20 protein-coding genes and 1 pseudogene are annotated in these 21,316 nt (G+C 63.7%); 1 reads left to right on the forward strand and 20 read right to left on the reverse strand.

Features of this window, described 5'->3' with window-relative positions; genetic code table 11:
* The 19 genes and pseudogenes from VF515_21235 to VF515_21325 form a co-directional block, all read right to left on the reverse strand.
* Positions 1-269, reverse strand: a 269-nt coding sequence (locus VF515_21235) for a hypothetical protein (protein ID HEX7410153.1), incomplete at its 3' end; no start/stop codon positions are given.
* Between the two features lie 157 nt (positions 270-426).
* Entirely contained in the window at positions 427-615 is a 189-nt protein-coding gene (locus VF515_21240; protein ID HEX7410154.1) for a Thivi_2564 family membrane protein, read from the reverse strand.
* Positions 616-664: 49 nt separating this feature from the next.
* Positions 665-1,735 (reverse strand): BON domain-containing protein, encoded by a 1,071-nt coding sequence (locus tag VF515_21245; GenBank protein HEX7410155.1) that lies wholly within the window; start codon positions 1,733-1,735, stop codon positions 665-667.
* A 94-nt stretch (positions 1,736-1,829) separates the two neighbouring features.
* Entirely contained in the window at positions 1,830-2,957 is a 1,128-nt protein-coding gene (locus VF515_21250; protein ID HEX7410156.1) for a DUF1207 domain-containing protein, read from the reverse strand.
* 185 nt (positions 2,958-3,142) lie between these two features.
* Positions 3,143-3,433, reverse strand: coding sequence for a hypothetical protein (locus tag VF515_21255; protein HEX7410157.1), 291 nt, complete (start codon positions 3,431-3,433; stop codon positions 3,143-3,145).
* Between the two features lie 580 nt (positions 3,434-4,013).
* Complete coding sequence (locus VF515_21260; protein ID HEX7410158.1) at positions 4,014-4,946, reverse strand: hypothetical protein; 933 nt, start codon at positions 4,944-4,946, stop codon at positions 4,014-4,016.
* 197 nt (positions 4,947-5,143) lie between these two features.
* Positions 5,144-5,884, reverse strand: coding sequence for a response regulator (locus VF515_21265; protein HEX7410159.1), 741 nt, complete (start codon positions 5,882-5,884; stop codon positions 5,144-5,146).
* Positions 5,885-5,893: 9 nt separating this feature from the next.
* Complete coding sequence (locus tag VF515_21270; GenBank protein HEX7410160.1) at positions 5,894-6,628, reverse strand: methyltransferase domain-containing protein; 735 nt, start codon at positions 6,626-6,628, stop codon at positions 5,894-5,896.
* A 356-nt stretch (positions 6,629-6,984) separates the two neighbouring features.
* Positions 6,985-8,049 (reverse strand): BON domain-containing protein, encoded by a 1,065-nt coding sequence (locus VF515_21275; protein HEX7410161.1) that lies wholly within the window; start codon positions 8,047-8,049, stop codon positions 6,985-6,987.
* 77 nt (positions 8,050-8,126) lie between these two features.
* Positions 8,127-8,297 carry a DUF1328 domain-containing protein gene (locus VF515_21280; GenBank protein HEX7410162.1) on the reverse strand — a complete coding sequence of 57 codons (171 nt, stop codon included), beginning with the start codon at positions 8,295-8,297 and terminating at the stop codon, positions 8,127-8,129.
* A gap of 47 nt (positions 8,298-8,344) precedes the next feature.
* A complete protein-coding gene (locus tag VF515_21285; protein ID HEX7410163.1) occupies positions 8,345-8,554 on the reverse strand; it encodes a CsbD family protein in 210 nt (69 codons plus the stop codon).
* Between the two features lie 406 nt (positions 8,555-8,960).
* Positions 8,961-9,323 (reverse strand): hypothetical protein, encoded by a 363-nt coding sequence (locus VF515_21290; GenBank protein ID HEX7410164.1) that lies wholly within the window; start codon positions 9,321-9,323, stop codon positions 8,961-8,963.
* A gap of 330 nt (positions 9,324-9,653) precedes the next feature.
* A complete protein-coding gene (locus VF515_21295; GenBank protein HEX7410165.1) occupies positions 9,654-10,274 on the reverse strand; it encodes a response regulator in 621 nt (206 codons plus the stop codon).
* Positions 10,271-14,011 (reverse strand): chemotaxis protein CheB, encoded by a 3,741-nt coding sequence (locus tag VF515_21300; GenBank protein HEX7410166.1) that lies wholly within the window; start codon positions 14,009-14,011, stop codon positions 10,271-10,273. The genes VF515_21295 and VF515_21300 overlap by 4 nt, the downstream gene beginning before the upstream one ends.
* Positions 14,012-14,049: 38 nt before the next feature.
* A complete protein-coding gene (locus VF515_21305) occupies positions 14,050-15,327 on the reverse strand; it encodes an ATP-binding protein (protein HEX7410167.1) in 1,278 nt (425 codons plus the stop codon).
* Between the two features lie 34 nt (positions 15,328-15,361).
* Positions 15,362-15,694: a circadian clock KaiB family protein gene (locus VF515_21310; GenBank protein ID HEX7410168.1), complete on the reverse strand. Its 333-nt coding sequence runs from the start codon at positions 15,692-15,694 to the stop codon at positions 15,362-15,364.
* Between the two features lie 13 nt (positions 15,695-15,707).
* Complete coding sequence (locus VF515_21315) at positions 15,708-16,052, reverse strand: circadian clock KaiB family protein (protein ID HEX7410169.1); 345 nt, start codon at positions 16,050-16,052, stop codon at positions 15,708-15,710.
* Positions 16,049-17,812: a circadian clock protein KaiC gene (kaiC, locus tag VF515_21320; protein HEX7410170.1), complete on the reverse strand. Its 1,764-nt coding sequence runs from the start codon at positions 17,810-17,812 to the stop codon at positions 16,049-16,051. The genes VF515_21315 and kaiC overlap by 4 nt, the downstream gene beginning before the upstream one ends.
* A gap of 368 nt (positions 17,813-18,180) precedes the next feature.
* A pseudogene (locus VF515_21325) lies at positions 18,181-18,846 on the reverse strand (WS/DGAT domain-containing protein).
* Here VF515_21325 and VF515_21330 point away from each other — a divergent pair.
* Positions 18,821-19,000 carry a hypothetical protein gene (locus VF515_21330; protein HEX7410171.1) on the forward strand — a complete coding sequence of 60 codons (180 nt, stop codon included), beginning with the start codon at positions 18,821-18,823 and terminating at the stop codon, positions 18,998-19,000. The pseudogene VF515_21325 and the gene VF515_21330 sit on opposite strands and share 26 nt — an antisense overlap.
* Positions 19,001-19,154: 154 nt before the next feature.
* On the opposite strand, the gene ftsH is transcribed toward VF515_21330, so the two are convergent.
* Positions 19,155-21,164: an ATP-dependent zinc metalloprotease FtsH gene (gene ftsH / locus VF515_21335; protein HEX7410172.1), complete on the reverse strand. Its 2,010-nt coding sequence runs from the start codon at positions 21,162-21,164 to the stop codon at positions 19,155-19,157.
* Between the last annotated feature and the right edge of the window lie 152 nt (positions 21,165-21,316).

Raw genomic sequence — 21,316 nt, forward strand, 5'->3', positions numbered from 1 at the left:
CGGTTCTCATGCGCGAAGCCGCGGTGGTCGTTGTCCGGGACCTGGAAGGTGGTGTGGATCTGGCCCTGCAGCCCGAGATAGTCATTGAACATGTAGCCGGCATACGGATTGGCGGTAGCGCCCTCGTGGACGTGCGCCCGATAGTTGCCATTGGTCGGCACGGAAGCGCCCAGGTCGATGCCGACGAATGGACCATCAACGGCCTGGGCGGATGAAACGGCCCCCAGTACGAAAAGCGAAAACACCAAGACTGAACGTTTGCACATCATCTCGATCCCTCCTTTTGGATTTGCTGGCTCGGTTGACTGGCCGCCACGTGCTGCACGTCACGCGGCCGATTCACCGTATTGCACCAGTTGCGGACCTATTCCGCACAACGATTCTAGCACTTCAGGTGCCAGCGCCATGTCGCCCCAATGCGCGAGCCTATCTGAACCGAAACGATCCCAATGGCCCAATGATTCCGAATGCTTGCAGCAACCATATGCAGACCGCGAGAACGACAACGATATGAATGATACGTCTGATCGTTGCATCAATTGGAAGAAGGGTCTCTACAATGTAGAGAAGCACTCCAACGATCACTAGAACTATGATCACGTTAATCAGTGGCATAGTGACTCGCCTCTCGTTTCTGACAGTGAAGCACGAGGTTGCAACCAGCCTAGTCCGCGACGCGCAGATCGTCCTGCACCACCGAGCAGACGCCCAGCGTCGACCGCGCCACGACCGCGGCCTCGAGGCGCTCCATGCCCGTGGGAACGGTTCCGGTCAGCCGCGCAACGCAGTTCTTCACCGCTACGTTGACGCCCTTCAAGTCCTCATGGTTCTGGAGGGCCTTCTTCACCTCGCCCTCGATCTCGTCGTCCTGCGCCTTCACGCCGCGCTGTTTGGCGCTGGGCACCACCTGCAGCTCGTTCCTCACACCCCGCACGCCGCTCACCTTGCGCGCATCGGCCTCTGCGGCCCTCTTGGCTTCGTTCCCCGGCACGATGCCGAAGAGCGTCACCACGCCATCGCGGGTATCCACATTGATGTCGAGCGCCGGGGTCCGGCTGTCGGCCAGCAGGCGCATCTTCGTTATGGAGGTGAGGTACACGTCGCGCGACGCGTTCCCTACACCATACGCGGCATTGGACAGCTGCTCCTTCTTGCTGTCGCGCCAGATTTCCGCGTCAGCCAATGTGTCGGAGCTCTGAATTTCGCTGGTCACGCGTCGGACGCCCGGGACGCCAGCCGCGACCTCGACGGCGCTCAGGTGATCCGCCAGCGTCCTCGCCGTGCCGGAGAGTAGTACCGCACCGTTGTTCACGGATTTCGGGGAGATGCTGCTCCCTTTCAGGGACGTGTCGGCTTTCAGCGCTTTGGCGACTTGCTTCTTGATGCGATCGTCAGACTGCTGCACCACCTTCTCGCGCTGCGGCGCCACCACCTCCAGGAGGTTGACCACCGCCTGCACACCATCGATGGTCTTAGCGACGCTCTCGGCCTTCTCCTTCTCCTCGCCGGAGCCCACCTTGCCGTGCAACGTCACCCGGCGGTTGATGGTATCGACGCGAACTGCCACGCCGCTGACGCCCTCGGTCGTGAGCAGCGCCAACTTGATTTTCGTGGTGATCCAGGCGTCGGTCGGTGCAGCGAGAGCCGGCCCAGCCAGGGTGCAGCCGAGCACTGCCGCGAGCACACCGGCCCGCCACCCGGCTGCTCGGGGAATGATTCTCTTTCGTCGGGTCATGGTTCTTCTCCTTTGTACAACAGGCACGGCAACGCCATAAGTTCGGAGTACTACGCGCGTGGTTCTACGCCCCCACGCCGGTGCGGCGAGGGGTTCAGAAGTGGAGATGGCCTCCAATGCCCATGTACTCGACGTTGTTCACGTAGAACTGTCCGTTCGGGGACTTGCCGTGAAAGTACTCCAGCAGGAGCTGAAAGTTGCGTGTGGTTCCGCTGCTGAGCTGCACACCGAGTCGAGGGGAAAAATCGCCAGCCCATCCGCCCTCTTGGTGATACTTCACGTCGAATGCCGCCATCGGGCGCACCTTGAAGCGCGAAAGTGGGGCAATTCTTTGAGTGACCAACTGCAGGCGACCCTCCTCTGAACCCACCCACTCGATGCCACCCTGCGTTGTTATTGGGTCGAGGTGTGGCTCGTAGTGGACGATGTACCCTGCCCCGGCGTAAGTGCGAAAACCCCAGGGCCATTCGTAGGAGCCGAGAACCTCCAGTGTTTCATAGCTCAGATTGACGCGTGTCGGGGCGGAGTGCCTCAGCAGAAATTCGTCTCCCAGATGTGAGCTTTGATGAAAGGGCCTGAACAGGGCACTGAACTTTCCATTGCGATAGGCAATGGGCAGGCCGACGAGATAGTCGGCGTTGAGGAGATCGAATGAAGAAGAACCCAGGTCGAAAAGCGCGAAGACACCGGCGTGAATGCCAATATCGACGTCGGAGTGCGCATTGAGGTGAAATCGCACGAGCGAGAAGGACTCTCCGAAGCTGACGGTCGCAGCGTGCTTCAAGGCCTTGTCGCCGATGTAATAGTGGTACGCGGCCGAGAAGTGCGGCCAACGGGGATCGGCGAGTAGCGGCAAAAAGATAGAGGATCCGGGGAACGCTTCCACTGAAGAAATCTCTTCTACGACCAAGCGGTACTGACCGTGACCATTCTTGTCGAGAATCACCTGCAGCTTCTTGCGGTCGTTGTCGCTCAAGTCACCGGCGATCGTAATCAACCGGCCCTTCACGGTCACCGCGGGCGCGGCCATCTTGAAATCCTGCTGCAGGATCGCCGCTACGTAGCCGCGAATGAAAGTCTCGTCCTCCGTGCTCTCCGCCGCCGCGCCTGACTGCAGCCAGCAACAGATGATGAAAGCATACGCGCAGACTAGCAACCGTCGACGCCACGCCCGTAACGGTGCCCTATGTTCTTCTACGGCAGGGGCGACTCTTGCCGCCATCGGGTTCGCATTCGCGCTGGGCTCGTCCATGTGTGTCGTCCGTTTATCAAGCTGATCGAAGCGTTTACGAGGGGGCACCAAGGGGGCACCAGATGCGCACGACCGCGAAGCTCTTCCAGTGATGCCGGGGCAGTCCTGGGAAGGCACCGTAAAGAACCGCGGCGAACTCTTCCAGGCCCGTGTTCTCAAAACAGCGCACCGATAACGCGAAACGGGAAGCTGACAACGGCCCACACCAAACCGAAAGCACTGCCGATGATCCCAGGAGAACTCTCGTTGCTCTCGGTCGTGGTAGTGGTCGTTACGGTTCCTTGGGCTGGACGTGGCTGCGGCGCCTCGTCGGTACCAGTTGCCGGCTCCTCGGCCGCAACCGTCTGCGTGGTCTTGGTCGCGTGGCTCGCGCACCCCGCTGCCGCGCAGAGCGTCAGCACGCCGCTGAGCATCACCACGGTCATCACATTCGTTCGGTGGCGCATGTCACAGGCCTCCTAGGCATTGGTCCCCACGGCTCTTCCAAGGTTCTCCCCTTACAGACCCACGTCACTGAAGCCGGGTGACCTCCACCCTCGTGACGAACCGACCGCCGGAGCGCGTGCGGAGCGCCGGCTCATTGTTACCTCTGCCACTTGTCGGCCCACAGCGTTCTTGAACATCTCGGGCTGGACATCTTCGCCAGCATACTGCTCGGTTCCTGGTTGGCGTTTTCCCCGGAGCTCAGCGTCGGGTCGGGCTGCGTCGCCGGCTGACCAGTCTCTTGCTGGCTCAGTCCGCCGGCCTGGTAAGCAGCGTATCTTTTCTGGAGATTTCGCGGACTCCCAACAAGATCGGCGCGATCGTCCGACCATCTGACGCGCGGCGGCTGGGTCATGCTGCTCTCCCGCTGGCAGCCAACCAACTGGGCAATGAGTTCACCGGTCCGGTGCCGTTGCTTTTTGCCTGGGTCATTGTTGCCTCCCTATCGTGCCGTGACATCCATAGCCCTCTTTGTACAAGGCGCACGGCAACGGTGTAAGCTCGGAGTAGTACGCGCGTAGAACTACGCGCGTACTACTGCGGTCATTCGATGCGAATCTTCTGCCCCGCGAAGTTACGCGGTCCTTGGAAACGTGCGAGGCCGGGCGGCGCACCGGGCTTTACGAAGAAGTTGGTTTCCGGGGTGAGCATGTGAAGGACCGGATCGATGAGCCAGTTGACGGTCGGGCGGAGTGCAAAGCGCACGACGTCGATTTTCCCGCCAGGACGACGCACGGTGGTCTCCTCCTGCCGAAGAAGCTCCATGTCGAGAACGCGGGGCTTCGGCGTGGGGACGACCGTCCGGAAGACGAGGCGGCCGTCAACGGCGTTCTGCTCGAAGTTCTTGATCACGATGAAGATCAACGGACCCCAGTACGTGCCGGGTGGCAGCTCGACGCGCTCGTCGTACGTCTCGCGCTTTTCGCCGAGACCCGAGAACCCCGTGATGCGGCCGCCCGCGACGTCGATCGTAATGTCGACGGTGCGGACTCCCTTTGCGTTGCGAATAATCGAGCGGCCACGGATGGTCTGAAGCGTCTTCCCGATCCGCGCCTCGACCCGGTCCTCATCGGTGGAGCCGTCGTTGAATCGGGCGATGCGCACGGCCTCCAGCACGTCACCGCGGCGGCGCTGATGATAGTCGACGAAGCCGATGGTCGAAGTGCCGTCGACGGAGAGGATCGAAGTCATCCCGGCGACGTCACCCTCGACCCACATGAGTTGGATGGGATCCCCCGGATCGCGGTGGGCCGCGGCACTGCCGACGATTCCAGAGGCGCTCTTGTCGCTCTCCGCCGTGGTGGTGGTCGTTACGGTGGTTTTGGCTCGGCGTCGTGGCTGCGCCTCGTCGGTACCAGTCGCAGGGGCCGGCTCCTCGACTCCAACCGTCTGCGCGACCTTGGTCGTGCGGCCCGCGCACCCGGCTGTTGCGCCGAGCGTAAGCATACCGCTGAGTAGCACCACATCAATGCGCATCAATGAAACCTCGAGGGCAAGGAATGCGGCACCACGCTGCGGGCGGATGCGGCACCTCACACCCTAACTGCTGGGCCGCCGAGTTGTTCCGCGAACACCTCGACAATCGGCGCGAACGACGTAGCGGGCTCAGAGCCATACATGTTTGTATACGAGGCGCGGCGGCGCGGTAAGATCGCAGTACTACGCGCGTGGTTCTACGCGTTGCACTGCCCACGCACGACGCGGACCAGCTGCGCGGCCGAGGAGACGTTCACCTTCAAGAGCACCATGCGGCGGTGTCCTTCCACGGTACGGACGCTGACATGCAACGCCACCGCGATCTCCTTGGACGGTTTGCCCGCGATCAGCAACTCCATTACTTGGCGCTCGCGGGGCGTGAGGTGCGCGAGTCGCTCGCTGACGGCGGCGCGGTCGGTCGTCGCCGCGCGTGCCTGGTGATCGAAGTCGATCGCGGCACCGATCCGCTCCAGTAACACAGTGGGCGGCGCCGGTTTTTGCAGGAAGTCGAATGCCCCCGCCTTCAGCGCCCGCACGGAGGTCTGCACATTCCCGTGGCCGGTCAGCACAATGATCGGGAGTATCGCCTTGCGCCGGCGGAGTTCGTCCTGAAGGTCAAGGCCGCTGCCGGATCGCAAGCGGACATCCAGCACCAGGCAGCCCGGGTGCTCGGGATCGTAGGCGGCGAGGAACTCTTCACCCGAGGCGTACGTCTCGACCGCGAGACCCGCCGACTCCAGCAACGCGCGCAACGACTTGCGCACCCCGCCGTTGTCGTCCACCACAAAGACAGTCGCCGCGGCAGCCGTGTAGAACGCCTCTGCCGCGCTGTCCTCCGCCGCTGCCTCGGCAGCGCACAGTGGGCGGCCGGCAGGCTCAGCCTTGGCGCACTCTCTAGAAGCAAGGGAAGACGGCACGGCCAGAGTTCGCTCCTGCACCCCGCATCTTCAAGTGGGTCGGCGATGGCGCCACGCCGTCACAACCCCATCCGCGTCCGCCACCTCGACAAGAAACTCATCCACACCGGCACGCCGCAACTGCGTCGGCTGCGCGCGGCGTTGCGTCAGGCGCAGGAGCCGCTCTTGGAACCGGAACGCCGTCCGTGGCCAATGCACCAGGCAGTACGCGCCAATCCGAGTGAGCCATGCACTGCGCGGCCGCATGCCGAAAGGCGCAAAGCCTTCGAACGTGAACCCGGATCCGCAGAGCAGATCCACCAACGCCCGCGGCTCGTACCGGCGCGCATGACCGACGACGCGGTCGAACTCATGCCACCGATGCACATGCAGCGGCGTGCTCAGGACGAGCCATCCGTTCGCCGCACTCACGCGCGCGAGCTCGCGCCCCACACCGACGTCGTCGCTGACGTGTTCCAGGATGTCGAACAGGTACAGCTGCGATACGGCACCCGACGCGAACGGCAGCGCCTCGATGCTCGCACGGATGACGCGCGCGCCGGCGCGCCGTAGCTTCGTGCAGGCTGTCGGACTGACATCGACGAACAGCGCCTCGGCGAGCGGCAGGCGCGGCCGCAGGCCACAGCCAATTTCAACTTGCAACCCCTCAGCGTTAGCCGGAGCCCGGACGCCCGGCATCGCCAGCAGCGATGCGGCTCGCCAGCAGCGTTCGTAAAATCGACGATTGTAACGATCGACGTCGCGCAGTTGTGGAGCGGCGCTCATACAGCGGTCCGCGAGCGCACTGCGCTCGCTAGGCGATGCCAGAGCTCGCCGAGCCGGCCGCGCATTGGGGACGAGTGGATTCACTGCTGCTTTTTCACCCGCATGTCGTTCTTGACGGACTTGACCCCCTTGCGAACCGATTGAATGGTCCCATGGCGATCCTCCTCAGTTTGGGGGAGCCCCGGCGGCACCGGAGGGGGGTCCGGAAGCGCCGCCGGGGCTGTGTGTGTAGAGAGATGCGGTCATTCGACGCGCAGCTCTACACGTCTTTTCTGGGCTCGGCCGTCCGTGTTTCCGTGGGACGCCACCGGGTGTAATTCGCCGAACCGTTCAATGAAAACATGACGTGTCCCAGGTCAGTCCGCGATGCGCAGATCGTCCTGCACCGAGCAGACGCCTACCGTCGAGCGCGCCACGACGGCGGCCTCGAGGCGCTGCATCCCCGTAGGGACGGTTCCGGTCAGCCGCGCCACGCAGTTCTTCACCGCTACGTTGACGCCGTTCAAGTCCTCATGGTTCTGGAGGGCCTTCTTCACCTCGCCCTCGATCTCGTCGTCCTGCGCCTTCACGCCGGGTTGCTTGGCACTGGCCACCACCTGCAGTTCGTTCTTTACACGTTTGACACCGCTCACCTTGCGCACATCGGCCTCCGCCGCCCGCTTGGCTTCTTTTGCCGGCACGATGCCGAAGAGCGTCACCACTCCATCACGGGTGTCCACATTGATGTCGAGCGCCGGCGTCTGACTGTCAGCCAGCAAACGCATCTTCGCCATTGATGTGATCCACACATCGCGCGACGCGTCGGCGGCGCCGTACTCGGCATTGGACTTCTGCGCCGTGCGCTCGCGCCAGATCTCCTTATCAGCCAGTGTGTCGGGGCTCTGAATTTCGCTGGACACGTGACGCACGCCCGGAACGCCGGACGCGACCTCGACGGCGCTCAGGTGATCTGTCAGCGTCTTCGCCGTACCGGCAAGCAGGACCACCCCGTTATTCACGGACTGCACGGTGATCGCGCTGTCCTTCAGTGAGGGCTGCCCCTGCAGCGCTGTATTCATCTGCTTTTTGATGTCGTCATCAGAGCGCTGCACGGCCTTCTCGTGCCGGGGCGCCACCACCTCGAGGAGATTGCGCACGCCCTGCACGCCGTCAATCGTTTTGACGACGGTCTCGGCCTTGGCCTTCTCCTCGGCGGAGCGCACCTTGCCGTGCAAGGTCACCTGCTGGTTGACGGTATCGACGCTCACGGCTGTGGCGCTCACACCCTCGGTCGTCAGCAGCGCCAGCTTGCTCTTCGTCGTGATCCACGCGTCAGGTTGTGCCGCAAGGGCAGGGGCAACGAGGACGCAGCTCAGCAGTGCAGCGAGCATGCTGGACCGCTTCCCGGGTCCTCGCAAAATGACTTTTCGTGGTTGTATCATGATGCTCCTTACTGTGGTTGATGTGAATGATACGTCTTGCGTGACTTGCGGCGCTGTATCAGTGAGCGCCGCCGCGGTCACGGAATTGCAATGGAGCCGCGACCACTGAGCAGCGCGACAGCCAGGAAGATGACGGCGATGACGGCGAACACCCAGCCAATCTGCGCCGACATGCCGGCGATGCCACGGAACCCGAGCACCGAAGCAATCAGGGCAATGACGAAAAAGACGACGGCGTAGTGCAACATGGCGCTTCCTCCGTTCGCGTGCCGATCATGCGGGCGGGCGCGTTGCTTCAAGGCGTCTGATCAAGGTGCCGTTCGAACGCCGCAATTTGTTCTTCGATGCGCTCTTTCGCGAGCCCATATTTCTGCTGCAGCAATCCGGCGAGCTTGTCGCGCTTGCCGCCGATGGTCGCGAGATCGTCATCGGTCAGCTTCCCCCACTTTTCCCCGAATCGCCCCTTGAGTTCCTTCCACTTGCCTTCGATTTGATCCCAGTTCATTGTTTTTGTCCTTTCGTTGGTTCGCTTCGCGAGGTCAGTCATTCCCCGCGTCGCTGAGCAGCGGCGGGCGCTGGCAGCGGTCAGACTTCGTCCCAGCCATTCGGTTGAAACCTCCAAGCAAGCGCGCTCGCTCTCTGCCGAGATGCACTGTCCAACCTCGGATCGAACTGCCAGCGTTGTAGAGTGGCTAGCGCTTCCATCTGGCCAGTGTGGTTTCCAGCGGCGCCGAACAGGCGTTCCATCTCTGCCATTTGTCGGCCCGCATCGATCGTCATTAGGCTCAAGCCCAACGGCCCCGCTGCGGTATTGCTCTGCCGCCCGTTGGCGTTTCCCTCGAGAGGCACCACCTGCCCGGTTGGCTCCGGCGATCCTGCTGACATAGTTCCTCCTTCAACGGTCCCAAGTCTCATCTTTGGAGAAGGGCCGCACGTAACTCGGGTACTGGTTGGGGCTCTGGCGCCACGCGTAGACGCTGGCGCACGGCATTCGAGTCGAGATCGAGGACCCCACAAATGCATTCGAAGGAGTACGGCCATTCGGTCTCGTCGGCGAGGAACCATTGCTTCGCCTCGTGGAAGAGCCGGCGACCGTGATTGCCCGTGGCCAAGCGATACTTCTCAAGGCAATCGAGCGCGTCGTGAAGGACGGCAATCATGAGCCGTTGCTCGGGTGCCTGCTTGCGCCGCGGTCCGAAGTGTTGCGACGGCAGGATGATGTCGAGTTGCGTCAAGCTACTGGGAACTTCCGCCAGCTGTAGATTCGCTTCCATCGTCATACGCCTCCTTTTATAGGAGGGACGGCTGCGCCGTAAGCTCGGATTACTACGCGCGTGGTTCTACGCGGATAGTTGTACGCGTTCGGGAGCGGGCTCGGCAGGTCCGAGTGTGAAGGAGATCGTGGTGCCGCGCTCGACGGCGGCCTCGGCCCAGACTCGGCCACCGTGCCGATGTAAGGAGCGACCTTCTATTTCATCCTCCCGAGATCCGAGACCAAAGGCGTCGAGGCCTGAACGAGACACCGTACGGTGAGGGAGGATCGCGTGCCTCCGCGCCACCCGGTCTGGTCGCTTGCTCGAAGCCTAACTCGACTGACATTGGGATCAGCGCGGAATCGCTTCTCGCACGCCCAGCACGGTACGAACGAGCTGCGTTGCCGAGGAGGCGTTCATCTTCGACAACACCATGCGGCGGTGCCCTTCGACGGTGCGGACACTGACGTTCATCGCCACCGCGATCTCCTTGGACGTCTTGCCGCCAATGAGCAGCTCCATGACTTCGCGCTCGCGAGGCGTCAGGCGCGCGAGTCGCTCGATCACGACGGTGCGTTCGGTGGTCACCGCGCGTGCCTGGCGGTCGCTGTCGATCGCCGCGCGGATACGCTCCAGCAACAGCTTGGGCGGTGCCGGCTTCTGCAGAAACTCCACCGCTCCCGCCTTCAGTGCCCGCACGGAGGTCGGCACATTCCCGTGGCCGGTCAGGACAATGATGGGAAGCGTCGTCTTGCGCCGTCGCAGTTCATCCTGCACGTCCAGGCCATTGCCGTGTCGCAAGCGCACGTCCAGCACCAGGCACCCCGGGCGTTCCGGCTCGTAGGCGGCAAGGAATTCTTCACCCGAAGCGTACGTCTCGACCGCGAGTCCCACCGACTCCAGCAGGGCGCGCAACGACTTGCGCACGCCGAGGTTGTCGTCCACCACAAAGACGGTTGCTTCGGCGGTCATGTGGCACGCTTCTTCCGCGCCGCCCCGGGCGGCTGCAGCAGCGGCAACGTGAAGCGGATGGTGGTCCCGCGGGCCCCGTCGGCGCGGCGCTTCACCCAGACCCGGCCCCGATGCGCCTCGAGGATGGAACGGCTGATCGCCAGGCCCATTCCCAGACCATGTGGCTTGGTGGTGAAGAACGGCTCGAACATGCGCTCTGTGGCTGCGGCAGAGACGCCGGCGCCGGTGTCGCGCACAGCCAATTCCGCCATGCCCTTCGCTGCCCACACCTGGAGCTGGATTTCTTGGCGGTCGCCTGGTGCTTCCCGAATGGCATCGATGGCGTTCTGCATCAAGTTCACGAGGATTTGCTCGATCTGAATGCGATCCGCATAGATCGGAATCGGTCGCGGGTGCAAGTCGAGCCGCAGCGTGATGTGCTCCTGCTGGATCTCGTGACCCAACAAACGCGGTACATTGCGGGCAATCTCGCGCAGATCCGTCGGCTCGAACTGCGGCTTTCCCTTCTCAATGAAGTGGCGCAGGTGCTCCACGATGCTCCCGGCCCGCACGGCCTCCTCCGATGCGTCGTCCAACAGCGCCAGGAGCTTGGTCGACTTGGCTTTGCCCGACCGCACATACCGAGCACACGCTTCCACTCCGTTGGCAATCGCCGACAGCGGCTGGTTGAGCTCGTGCGCCAAGCCGGTGGCCAGTTCGCCGATGGTGCTGATGCGCAGCGCGTGCGCCAGCTCGGCTTGCCGCTGCCGCACCTGTTCTTCGAAGTGCTTGAGGGCTTGGCCCTCCCGCACGGCTTCTTGAGCCCGTTGGCGGTCGGTGATGTCTTCAATGGCGAGGAGGATGAAATACGGACGATCGCCGCCGCGATCGATGGCCCGTGCATTGAGCTGCATGATCCGCGGACCAATCGACTCAAAAGTGGGCTCCACCTCGAAGTCGTTCATCACGTGCTTCTCGGGCAGAACGTCTTCGAGCAGCGTCCGCAACTTGGGAATATCCCACTGGCGATTGCCCAGCTCGTACAGCAACCGTCCGACAGTTTCCTCCTGGGAGGCGTGGAAGGTGGCGTAGAAGGACCGATTTGCCGAACGCACTCGCAAGTTTCCGTCGAGCACCAGCAGCGGTTCGCGCACCGTGTCGACGATGGACTCGGCATAGAGTCGTGCTTCCTGGAGCGCCTCCGCCGCCACGTCGGAGAACGTGATCACCACACCTTCGGTGCGGTTGTCGCGCGTGCGGTAGGGGAGGACCTGCCGGACGTACCACCGGCCGTCGCGAGTTTGCACTTCCGTCCTCGGCGTTATCGGCTGTTGGAGGACCGCCGCGGCGTCGGGCAGGAGACCGGGGTCGGTGAACATCTGCGCGATGTCGCCGATAGGGCGGCCGATATCCGACGGGATCAGGCTGAAGAGCCGGGTAGCGGCCGGTGTGAAGCGCCGGATGCGCAGTTGCGTGTCCAGAAACAGGGTCGCGATGTTGGTGCTGGTCAGCAGGTTATCCAGGTCGTTGTTGGCGGCTTCCAGCTCCGTGATCTTGCCCTCGAGCTGCGTGTTGGCGGTGGTGAGCTCCTCGTTGAGCGATTGCAGCTCCTCTTTCGAGGCTTCCAACTCCTCATTGCTGGACTGGAACTCCTCGTTGACCGACATCAACTCTTCGTTCGCCGCTCTGAGTTCCTCAATATTCTGCTGCAGATCCTCCTTGGTGCTCTTCAGCTCGTACTCGAGCTGGTGCACGAGGGCCACGTCAGCAGCGCTCGCCGCGGCGGCAGTGTGAGCGGCGACCGGTGCAGCGGTCTCCGGTTGGTCTTCGAGAGACACCAACCACAAGCCTTCGGTGTCCGTGGTTGTGGCATTGAGCGGCTCGACCGTTATTTTCACGCGTGGAAACGTATTGCCACGGCGCATCTGAACGCCGGGAAGGATGACCCGTTGATTGCCGCGGATGGCTTCTTGGATGGCGCCGCGCAGCTTGGTGCGCAACCCGCTGCGCGCCTGCGCGATGAGATCCTGCGTCGGCACACCCGCCGGTTGCATGAGGTAGTCGTCGGTCCGGCCGTGGAAATAGAGGATCTCGCCGCCGCGATTGATGATCACGCACGCCGGTGCGTAGCGCTGCAGCAGCAGATGCTGCGCCAGTGTTGCCAACCGGGCTGGATTCGGCAGCCTCGGGGTGCGCACGCGCACGGCGGTCGAGGCGGGTGCGGCGGCGAGGGGAAACTGGAACCTGTCGTGGCGCGTCGGTCCGATGCGGCGATAGATGCGCCACTTCGTCGACACCACCTCGAACAGGTCCGCTTGCAGCCCGATATCCTCGGCGCTGCCCAGGAACAGGTAGCCGCCTTCGAGCAGAGCAAAGTGCAGCAGCGGGATGAGTCGCTCCTGGACCGCCGGCTCGAGATAGATGAAGAGATTGCGACAACTGACCAGGTCGAGCCGAGAGAACGGTGGGTCGCTGACTAGGCTCTGTTGGGCGAAGACGACCGTGTCACGCAGCTCGTTGTTGACCCGGTAGCTGTGCTCGCCCCTGATGAAGAACCGCGACAACCGCTCGGCTGACACGTGGGCAGCGATCCCCTCAAGGTAGATACCAGCGCGTGCCGTCTCCAGTGCCTCGGCATCGACGTCCGACGCAAATACCTGCAGGCGACAGCTCCTCCCGGCCGCCTGGATCTCTTCGATCAGCATCATGGCGATCGAGTACGCTTCCTCGCCGGTTGAGCAGGCTGGTATCCACACGCGCAGCGGGGCGTCCGTCTCCTTCTCGGCGACCAATCGTCGAATCACTTGCTCTTGGAGGACCTGCCACGCCGCCGGCTCGCGGAAGAAACTGGTCACGTTGATCAGCAGATCGTTGAACAGCGCGGCCACCTCCGCGGGGTTGTTGCGTAACACCTCCACATACTTGGGCAGTTCATTGAGGTGTCTCAGACTCATGCGGCGTTGAATGCGCCGCCGCAGGGTGCCCTTCTTGTAGCCGCTGAAATCGAATTTGGTGCGCGCGCGGAGCACCTCCACCGCGGTCGTCAGCGGATCGGGCGCCTTCTCCGGCAGCACGGCCATGTTGGTCGCCGCCACGGCCGCGTGCTGCACGTACGCCAGCAGGGCGTCCGCCATCTGTTCGGCCGGCAGGACATAGTCGGCGCTGCCGCTGGCGATTGCGCTGCGGGGCATGCCATCGTGCTGTGCGGTTTGCGGGTCCTGCACCATCGTCATACCGCCGCCCGCCTTGATCTCCTTCAGCCCCAGCGTCCCGTCCGTGCCGGTGCCGGACAAGATGATGCCGATCGCGTTCTCATGTTGGTCCTCCGCCAACGAACGCAGAAAGAAATCGACGGCCATCCGCAGGCTGCGCGGCGCCGTGGGCACGCTGAGCCGCAGGGTGCGGTCGTGAATGCTCAGATACGCGTTTGGGGGAATGACGTAGACACCGTTCGCCTCGACCCGCATCCCATCCTCGACCTGCACCACGCGCATCCGTGTGTACGTGCCTACCAACTCGGCGGTGAGGCTCTCGCGTGTCGGGTCGAGGTGCTGGATCAGGACAAAGGCCAAGCCGCTCTCGGCCGGCAGGGCGCTGAAGAATTTCTTGAAGGCGTCGAGCCCACCCGCCGAGGCACCGATGCCGACAATCGGAAACACGGGCCTGTCTGTCGTTCCCCCGGTCGGATCTTGACGGTTCACGCTGGAGGAACGCTCCCGCTGCGTGAATCGAGCCGACCGAGCCTTGCCGTGCTTCATGTTCGCGGCACCACCTAGTCTTTTGACGGGACCCGTGGTCATGGGCGTGTCCTGCGGGCGCGCTTGCTCGGAGGCTGCATCGGCAGTGCGAATCGCACCGTCGTGCCGCGGGCGCCGCCTGCCCGAGGCTCCATCCAGATGCGTCCATGATGCGCCTCGATGATCGAACGACTGATTGCCAGCCCCATTCCAAGTCCCTGCGGCTTAGTGGTAAAGAAGGCTTCGAACAAGCGCTTCGCGGCGGCGTCTGAGAGCCCCGTGCCGATGTCGCGCACCGTGACCTCCGCCATCGCATCCTCCGTCTTCCTGGTCTGCACGTGGATCTGCTTCCGCTCGCTGCCGGCCTCGCTCACCGCCTCGATGGCGTTCTGGATGAGATTCACGAGGACCTGTTCAATCTCGATGCGATCGGCGCGTACCGGAATTGGTCGCGACGCCAGATCCAGTCGGAGCGTGATCTCGCGCTGCACGATCTCGTGCTCCAGCAAGCGGGCAACGTTTCGAACGAGTCCATTCAGATTCGTCGCCTCCAAATGGGACCCTCGCTTCTGCACGAACTCCCGCATGTGATGCACAATGTCGCCGGCGCCGAGCGCCTCGGCGGCGGCATGCTCCAGCAGCTCGAGCAGTTTGCGAGACGCGGCCTTGCCCGACCGCACGTACGTGGCACATGCCTCAACGTCGTTGGCGATGGCCGCGAGCGGCTGATTGATCCCGTGCGCCAACTCGGCGGCTAATGCGCCCATCGTGCTCAGGCGCAGCACGTGCGCCAGTTCGGCCTGATGCTGGCGTGCGTCCTCCTCGGCTTGCTTGCGGTTCGTCAAGTCGGTGAGAATCAGACACACGGCCTCGACGTCTTCCGTCCGCACAGGATTCGCGGCCAGTGCGACGGGGACGCTCGTGCCGTCGGCCGCACACAGGGTCGCTTCAGCGCGGTACGCTCCGGTGCGGCCGTGCTCCAGGAGCACACGAACCGCCGGCTGATTGGCCGGGCTGACACACGCATAGATGGACGCGCCTACCAGGCGCTGCAGCGCGGTCCCGAGCATGGCCGCCAAGCAGCGGTTGGCGTATAAGATGGTGCCATCGGTGCTCACCGTCGCCGCACCCTCTTCCATCTGTTCTACCAGCACGCGATACGGATGCTCGGCCCCCTGGAGCGTGAACACTTGGTCCCCGTGCCGGGTATGGACGACAAACGCGTCCACCTCGCCGCCCTGAATCGCGTGCAAGGTTTGTTCGGCCTCGGCGAGACGCGCGCGCAGCTCCCGCACGCTCAGGCGCCGTGGGCGGGGCGCGGTGTCTTTGACGCTCATCGACGTTCGACATCCACTGCGGGCGACGGCATGGCTACTTTCTTCTGCCCAGGTCCAATCCGAGGAGCACGCGCTCGGTGTTCGACAGGTCTCCCACCATGGTGCGCAACGGCAGCGGGAGCTTTTTCACTAGCGCTGGGACCGCCAGGATTTGCTCGCCTTGGGCGAGCATCGGCTGTTGGTACACGTCGACCACCTCCAGCTCATAGCGACCACGTAGGTACTCCTCGCAGATCGCCTTGATGTTGGTGATGGCGCGGGTGGATTTTGGCGTCATACCGACGACGTACAAGCGCAGCACGTACCATGCGGCGGCCGGTTTCGACAGGACAGTCTCGAATTCCGCCCGGGTACTGCGGCGTCGCACTATGTCGCCTCCCTCACTGGCGCGCGCGCAATTGCAGGCCTATCAGCACGCGTTCGGTGTTCGACAGATCCCCGATGATCTTGCTCAGCGGCGGCGGCAGTCTCCGCACCAGGGTGGGGATTGCGACGATCTGATCGCCGCGCGCGAGTTGCGGGTTCTTCACCAGATCAATGACCTCGATGCGATACTTGCCTGCAAGGTGGTTCTCACAAATCTGCTTGAGATTGGCGAACGCTGCCAGCGACCGCGGCGTCTGCCCCGCGACATAGAGCCGTAGTTCCCATCGTTCCGCGCTGCTCGCCGAGCGCCGTCCGCTGTGCGGCGCGCTGGTAGATACTCTTCTCTTGGGCAGGTTCATTGGCGCCCCCCCTTTGCGTGCACTCCCGGTGTGCGGCGGACAGCGGGGGCCTTGTCGGCCTTGCGCTGGCGCGTCATCTCGGCGCGATCCACCTGCGTCCGTTGCTCCCCCTGCTGCAACTCGGCGACGCTGTTCTGCACCTCGTCAGCCTCGCGCTCGTACTCTGCCCGCAGGACTGCAATCTGCGCGTCGAGCGCCGCGTGTCTGTGCTCCAGGTCGTGTCGCCTGCGCTCCACCTCTTGCTGCCGGGCAACGGCCTCGCTGCGGTCGTGGCTGGCCTGGGCCAGGCGGGCCGACCCGGTGAGTACCCCGCTGGGTCCGAGGTTGACGTCGACTAGCTCGATCCCGTGATCGGTGATGAGAAACTCTCGGATCTGGTTGGAGTGTGCCATGCCGCGCGACTTGATGACGTAGAGCCCGCGGTTGCGCTCGCCGTTCAGCTCGATAGTGCTCAGCGACAACCAGGTATCCATCAACGAGGAGATGCCGACGGCGGTCTGCTCCCGGGCACTGTCGGCCGCTGTCAGGCTGGTGAAGAGGGCGGTGATCTGTTGCCGCTTGAGGGTATCGACCAGGCGCATGAGCATCGACTTGACGTCGGCGATCTGGCCGACGGACACGAAGTTGGTGATCGGGTCGAGCACCACCACGTGTGGGCGGAATGTGTCGATCATCCTGGCCATTGCCGCCAGGTGCTGCTCGAGGCCGCCGAGCGTGGGACGGGCCGCGTAGAAGTACAGGCGCCCTTTGCGCAGCCACGGCTGCAGGTTCAGGCCAATCGAGCGCATGTTGCGCGTGATCTGATGCAGGGATTCTTCGAAGGCGAAATACAGGCAGCGCTCGCCGCGGCGGCAGGCGGCATCGACGAAGTGCGCCGCCAGGCTGCTCTTCCCGGTGCCGGCCGTGCCGGAGACCAGCACGGTGCTGCCGCGGAAGTATCCCTGGCCACCGAGCATGGAGTCGAGCCGGGCAACCCCGGACGAGATCCGTTCGGTCGAGGCCGGGTGCTGCAGGTCCAGCGAGGTGATCGGCAACACGAAAAGCCCGGCCTCGTCGATCAGGAAGGGATATTCGTTCGTGCCGTGCACCGAGCCGCGGTACTTGACGATGCGCAGCCGCCGCGTGGAGACCAGGTCGGTGACCCGATGGTCGAGCCGCACGACGCAGTCCGAGACGTACTCTTCCAGATCGTGACGGGTGAGCGTGCCGTTCCCCTGTTCGGCCGTGATGATCACCGTAACGCCCTTGTCTTTCAGCCAGCGGAACAGGCGTCGCAGCTCGGCGCGCAGGACCAGCATGTTGGGCAGGGCCGCGAAGAGCGATTCTACGGTGTCCAGCACGACGCGCTTGGCCCCGATAGAATCGATGGCATGGCCGAGCCGAATGAAGAGCCCCTCGAGATCGTACTCACCGGTTTCTTCGATCTCGCTGCGCTCGACGTACACGTAGTCGATGAACAACTGCTTGCGACTGATCAGCGCTGGAAGATTGAACCCGAGTGAGGCGACGTTCTTCGCCAGCTCATCGGCGGTCTCTTCGAACGCCATGAACACGCCCGGTTCGTGGTAGTCGGTCGCGCCGCGGACCAGGAACTGCATTGCCAACAAGGTTTTGCCGCAACCGGCGGCGCCACACACCAGCGTCGGCCGCCCCCGAGGCAAGCCGCCGCCAGTGATTTCATCGAGCCCCTGAATCCCCGTCGGGCACTTTGGCAGACCGCGTACGGCCGATCGTGGGGTGTGCTGCGTCTTGGCCAATATTAGAACGCTCCAACTTCACTTGCTTATCATATGTTTTGGCATTTTTTCAAAGCGGAAGATACGGAAGATCCGGGCGACCGGTGAACACTGACGAAAAATGTCCAGCCTGCCTGCCGACGCGGCTTTTATGGTGAGGCGTCTTTGGCCTGAGGCTCAAACCCGTGCGCGATGGCTTTGACGAAGGCATTCTGAATCAAGCCAACGACGAGCGCCTGACGTCAAGATCTCGATAGCGGTCCGAAGCGCCGTTCACACTGGCATGGGGGAACGATTCAAAGAAAGAAGCGGTGCCGGCGTACGACGGGAACAGCTGGCAGTTCGGCGGCGCGCGTTGCTGTCACATCAGACGTTGCGCGCCAGGACGATCTCTATTGGGAAGGCCGAGCGTGGCCATTGTGCTGCGGCAGCGCGCGGCGTTCGATTTCATCCACGGCATCACCAAAGTACCGCGACAACAGCTCCGGACGCGTAATGGCCGCATCGTCTGTATCGATGCCGACGGCATACGTATCGCCGTAGGACAGCAACGCCACCGTGAGCGGGATACCGAACATCGCGGGTAAGAAGGGATAGATCGCGTCCACCTTCGCCCCGTCAAGGTAGCGTAGCGTACGCGGCCCGGGTACGTTGGTACAGATGAGGCCGATCTTGCCGCGCAGCGCTTATGAAGCCGCGCGGAAAGCCACGCCGGGAATGAACGGCAAGGCCTGCAGCAGGAATTGAGAGGCTGAACCGCCGCCGTTTGTCTTCGCTGCCGTGGTCTGGCTGCAGATCTTTTTGAGCCGTTGCAAGGGGTCCGGCTCGCCGACCGGCAGGGGGACGACAAAGAGGCCAATGCGGTTACCGGGCAGCTCGCGCTCATGCGCTTGCCGGAGGTTCATCGGTACCACGCATTCCAGCTCCTCGAGCGGGGCGCCGCAGCGCACATGGTAACGACCCACCGCACCCGCGACGGCCGTGAGTACGAGGTCGTTCAGTGAGACGCCGAGCGCGTTCTTGATGCCTTGCATGCGCGGCAGCGATAACGGCATCATCGGTGGCCGCGACACCACGATCACCGAGTTGCGGAGCCAGGTGGCTGAGCAGGCCGAGACCGCACGAGCAGCGCCCCACTCTCACGTCATCGTCTTACTCGCATTCGTCGCCGGTATCTTGACCGGCTGGTCGATCACACGGTGGTTCGGGTAGGACAACGACCCGGGGAAAAGGAACCGCCATCTCTACTTCACAGGCCTCGGGACATCCCCAGGCCCGCGATGTAGTCTGCTCGGCGACGGGCGCTGACTCAGAGTCGGTTTAGTAGGCAGGAACCTGCGGTGTCTCCGCAGCGAGGTGAAGGGCGCTATTTCGTGCCTGCCTGTAGGCGTGAGGACGTGTCCTCCTTTTGGCCGGGCGGCTCGGCCAGGCCGGTGACTTCCCGGACCTCCTTCTCGTTGAGGGATTCGGCTTTCAGCAGGGCTTGGGCAAGAGCGTCCAGCTTGCCGCGGTGCACGGCCAACAGCCGGTCGGCTTCACGGTGACTCTCCTCGACGATGCGACGGACTTCGGCGTCGATCAGCTCCGAGGTTGCCTCGCTGTAGGGCTGGTGCTGGAAGGCCGGCGGCAAGCCCTCGTCCTGGGGCGCGACAAAGCTGATCGGGCCGAGCTTCTCACTCATTCCCCAGCGCAACACCATGTGGCGGGCAATCTCGGTGACTTGCTGGAGGTCGTTCTCGGCGCCTGTCGTCACCACTCCGTAGACCAGCTTCTCCGCCGCCCGGCCGCCCAGCGTGCTGGTGATTCGCGCCCGCAGGTAGTCCTCGGGGTAGCTGGTACGATCGTCGACGGGGAGTTGATACGTCACTCCCAGCGCCATGCCGCGTGGCACGATCGAGACGTGGTGAACCGGGTCGCTGCCGGGCACCAGCAGTGCGAGCAGTGCGTGGCCCGCCTCGTGGTAGGCGGTACGTTCCCGATCGGCCGGGTTCAACAGAATGTTGCGCGCCGGTCCGAGGGTGATCTTCTCCATCGCCTCCCCGAAGTCCTCTGAGCGGACGGCGCTCGCGTCCTTACGCGCTGCCAGCAGAGCGGCCTCGTTGACCAAGTTGCGCAGCTCGGCGCCGACCAGACCGGGCGTCTCGGCGGCGATGCGCTCGAGAGAGACATCCGGCGCCAGGGGAACGTTCTTGGTGTGCACCTTGAGAATCGCGGCGCGGCCGGCGCGGTCGGGACGCTGCACGACGACGCGGCGGTCGAAGCGGCCCGGTCGCAGCAGTGCCAGGTCCAGCACGTCGGCGCGGTTGGTGGCGGCCAAGACAATGACGCCTTCCCGAGAATCGAAGCCGTCCATCTCGGTCAGGATCTGGTTCAATGTCTGCTCGCGCTCGTCGTGGCCGCCGAGCTGCGCGCCGCTGCCACGCGTGCGGCCGATGGCGTCCAATTCGTCGATGAAGATGATGGAGGGCGCGGCCTCCCGAGCCTGCCTGAACAAGTCGCGTACGCGGGACGCGCCGACACCGACGATCATCTCGACGAACTCGGAGGCGCTGAGGCTGAAGAAGGGGACGCCCGCCTGTCCAGCAATCGCCCGCGCCAGCAGCGTCTTGCCGGTTCCGGGCGCGCCGACCAGCAGCACGCCTTTCGGCACGGTGCCGCCGAGCCGCTGGTACTTGGCCGGGTTCTTCAGGAAGTCGACGATCTCGATCAGCTCGTTCTCGGCCTCATCGATGCCGGCGACGTCGTCGAAGGTGACCTTCGGTTGCTCTTCACTGTAGCGCTTGGCGCGGCTGCGCCCGAGGCTGAACATGCCGCCGCCGGCCGCTGCGGCGCGCCGACTGAGCCAGACGAAGGCACCGATCAGCAGCACGGTCGGACCGAAGCCGACCAGCAGGTTGAACCAGGATGAACCGCTCTCGTCCACGGCCTCGATCACCACACTCTTCTCTTCGAGCAGCCCCTCGAGACCCGGGTCGGCGAAGACCGGCCGCTGCGTCTTGAACAGCGTCGAAGTGCGCGGCTTCGGTTGGTCGGAGGGAGGCGACGCCGGCGCTTTGGAGCTCGACGCCGGCGACTCCTGGGGTGGATAGGTGACTTCCGACTTGAAGCGACCGCGGATCGAATCGCCCACACTGGTGACCTTCTCGACATTGCCTGCCTCGACCTGCTTCTTGAAGAACGTATAGGAGACCGTAATCGAGGATGGCTCCGGGAAGAACACGCGCATCACCATGTAGTTGGCCGTCATGACGACCAGGAAGATCAGCCACCAGGGCCGCGGCCGTATACGCCGCTGACCGGAAGCAGTGTCTTTCGAGCTCTTGGACCCGTCGCCAGCAGGACCTGCCGCCGCGTTGTCGGTTGGTGGGTTCGCCATTGTCTCCTGCTCGCTTCGGCCGTCGCGCGCGCCCTACGGTCCGTCCATCCCTACCCTGGAGCAGCGAGGGAGTTGGAAGGATCGAGCCCGACAAGGTTATGCAAACCGAAGCCAGAAATCCACCCGTGGCCAGCCACCCGTGGCCATCGATC

The sequence above is a fragment of the Candidatus Binatia bacterium genome (assembly GCA_036382395.1).
In the GTDB taxonomy this organism is placed as follows: domain Bacteria; phylum Desulfobacterota; class Binatia; order HRBIN30; family HRBIN30; genus JAGDMS01.

Excerpts from the sequence above, each read along its gene's own strand:
- VF515_21240 (HEX7410154.1), bottom strand. The coding sequence starts at position 615 with ATGCCACTGATTAACGTGATCATAGTTCTAGTGATCGTTGGAGTGCTT.
- VF515_21245 (HEX7410155.1), bottom strand. The coding sequence starts at position 1,735 with ATGACCCGACGAAAGAGAATCATTCCCCGAGCAGCCGGGTGGCGGGCC.
- VF515_21250 (HEX7410156.1), bottom strand. The coding sequence starts at position 2,957 with ATGGCGGCAAGAGTCGCCCCTGCCGTAGAAGAACATAGGGCACCGTTA.
- VF515_21255 (HEX7410157.1), bottom strand. The coding sequence starts at position 3,433 with ATGCGCCACCGAACGAATGTGATGACCGTGGTGATGCTCAGCGGCGTG.
- VF515_21260 (HEX7410158.1), bottom strand. The coding sequence starts at position 4,946 with ATGCGCATTGATGTGGTGCTACTCAGCGGTATGCTTACGCTCGGCGCA.
- VF515_21270 (HEX7410160.1), bottom strand. The coding sequence starts at position 6,628 with ATGAGCGCCGCTCCACAACTGCGCGACGTCGATCGTTACAATCGTCGA.
- VF515_21275 (HEX7410161.1), bottom strand. The coding sequence starts at position 8,049 with ATGATACAACCACGAAAAGTCATTTTGCGAGGACCCGGGAAGCGGTCC.
- VF515_21280 (HEX7410162.1), bottom strand. The coding sequence starts at position 8,297 with ATGTTGCACTACGCCGTCGTCTTTTTCGTCATTGCCCTGATTGCTTCG.
- VF515_21285 (HEX7410163.1), bottom strand. The coding sequence starts at position 8,554 with ATGAACTGGGATCAAATCGAAGGCAAGTGGAAGGAACTCAAGGGGCGA.
- VF515_21290 (HEX7410164.1), bottom strand. The coding sequence starts at position 9,323 with ATGGAAGCGAATCTACAGCTGGCGGAAGTTCCCAGTAGCTTGACGCAA.
- VF515_21295 (HEX7410165.1), bottom strand. The coding sequence starts at position 10,274 with ATGACCGCCGAAGCAACCGTCTTTGTGGTGGACGACAACCTCGGCGTG.
- VF515_21300 (HEX7410166.1), bottom strand. The coding sequence starts at position 14,011 with ATGAAGCACGGCAAGGCTCGGTCGGCTCGATTCACGCAGCGGGAGCGT.
- VF515_21305 (HEX7410167.1), bottom strand. The coding sequence starts at position 15,327 with ATGAGCGTCAAAGACACCGCGCCCCGCCCACGGCGCCTGAGCGTGCGG.
- VF515_21315 (HEX7410169.1), bottom strand. The coding sequence starts at position 16,052 with ATGAACCTGCCCAAGAGAAGAGTATCTACCAGCGCGCCGCACAGCGGA.
- VF515_21330 (HEX7410171.1), top strand. The coding sequence starts at position 18,821 with ATGCGCGGCAGCGATAACGGCATCATCGGTGGCCGCGACACCACGATC.
- ftsH (HEX7410172.1), bottom strand. The coding sequence starts at position 21,164 with ATGGCGAACCCACCAACCGACAACGCGGCGGCAGGTCCTGCTGGCGAC.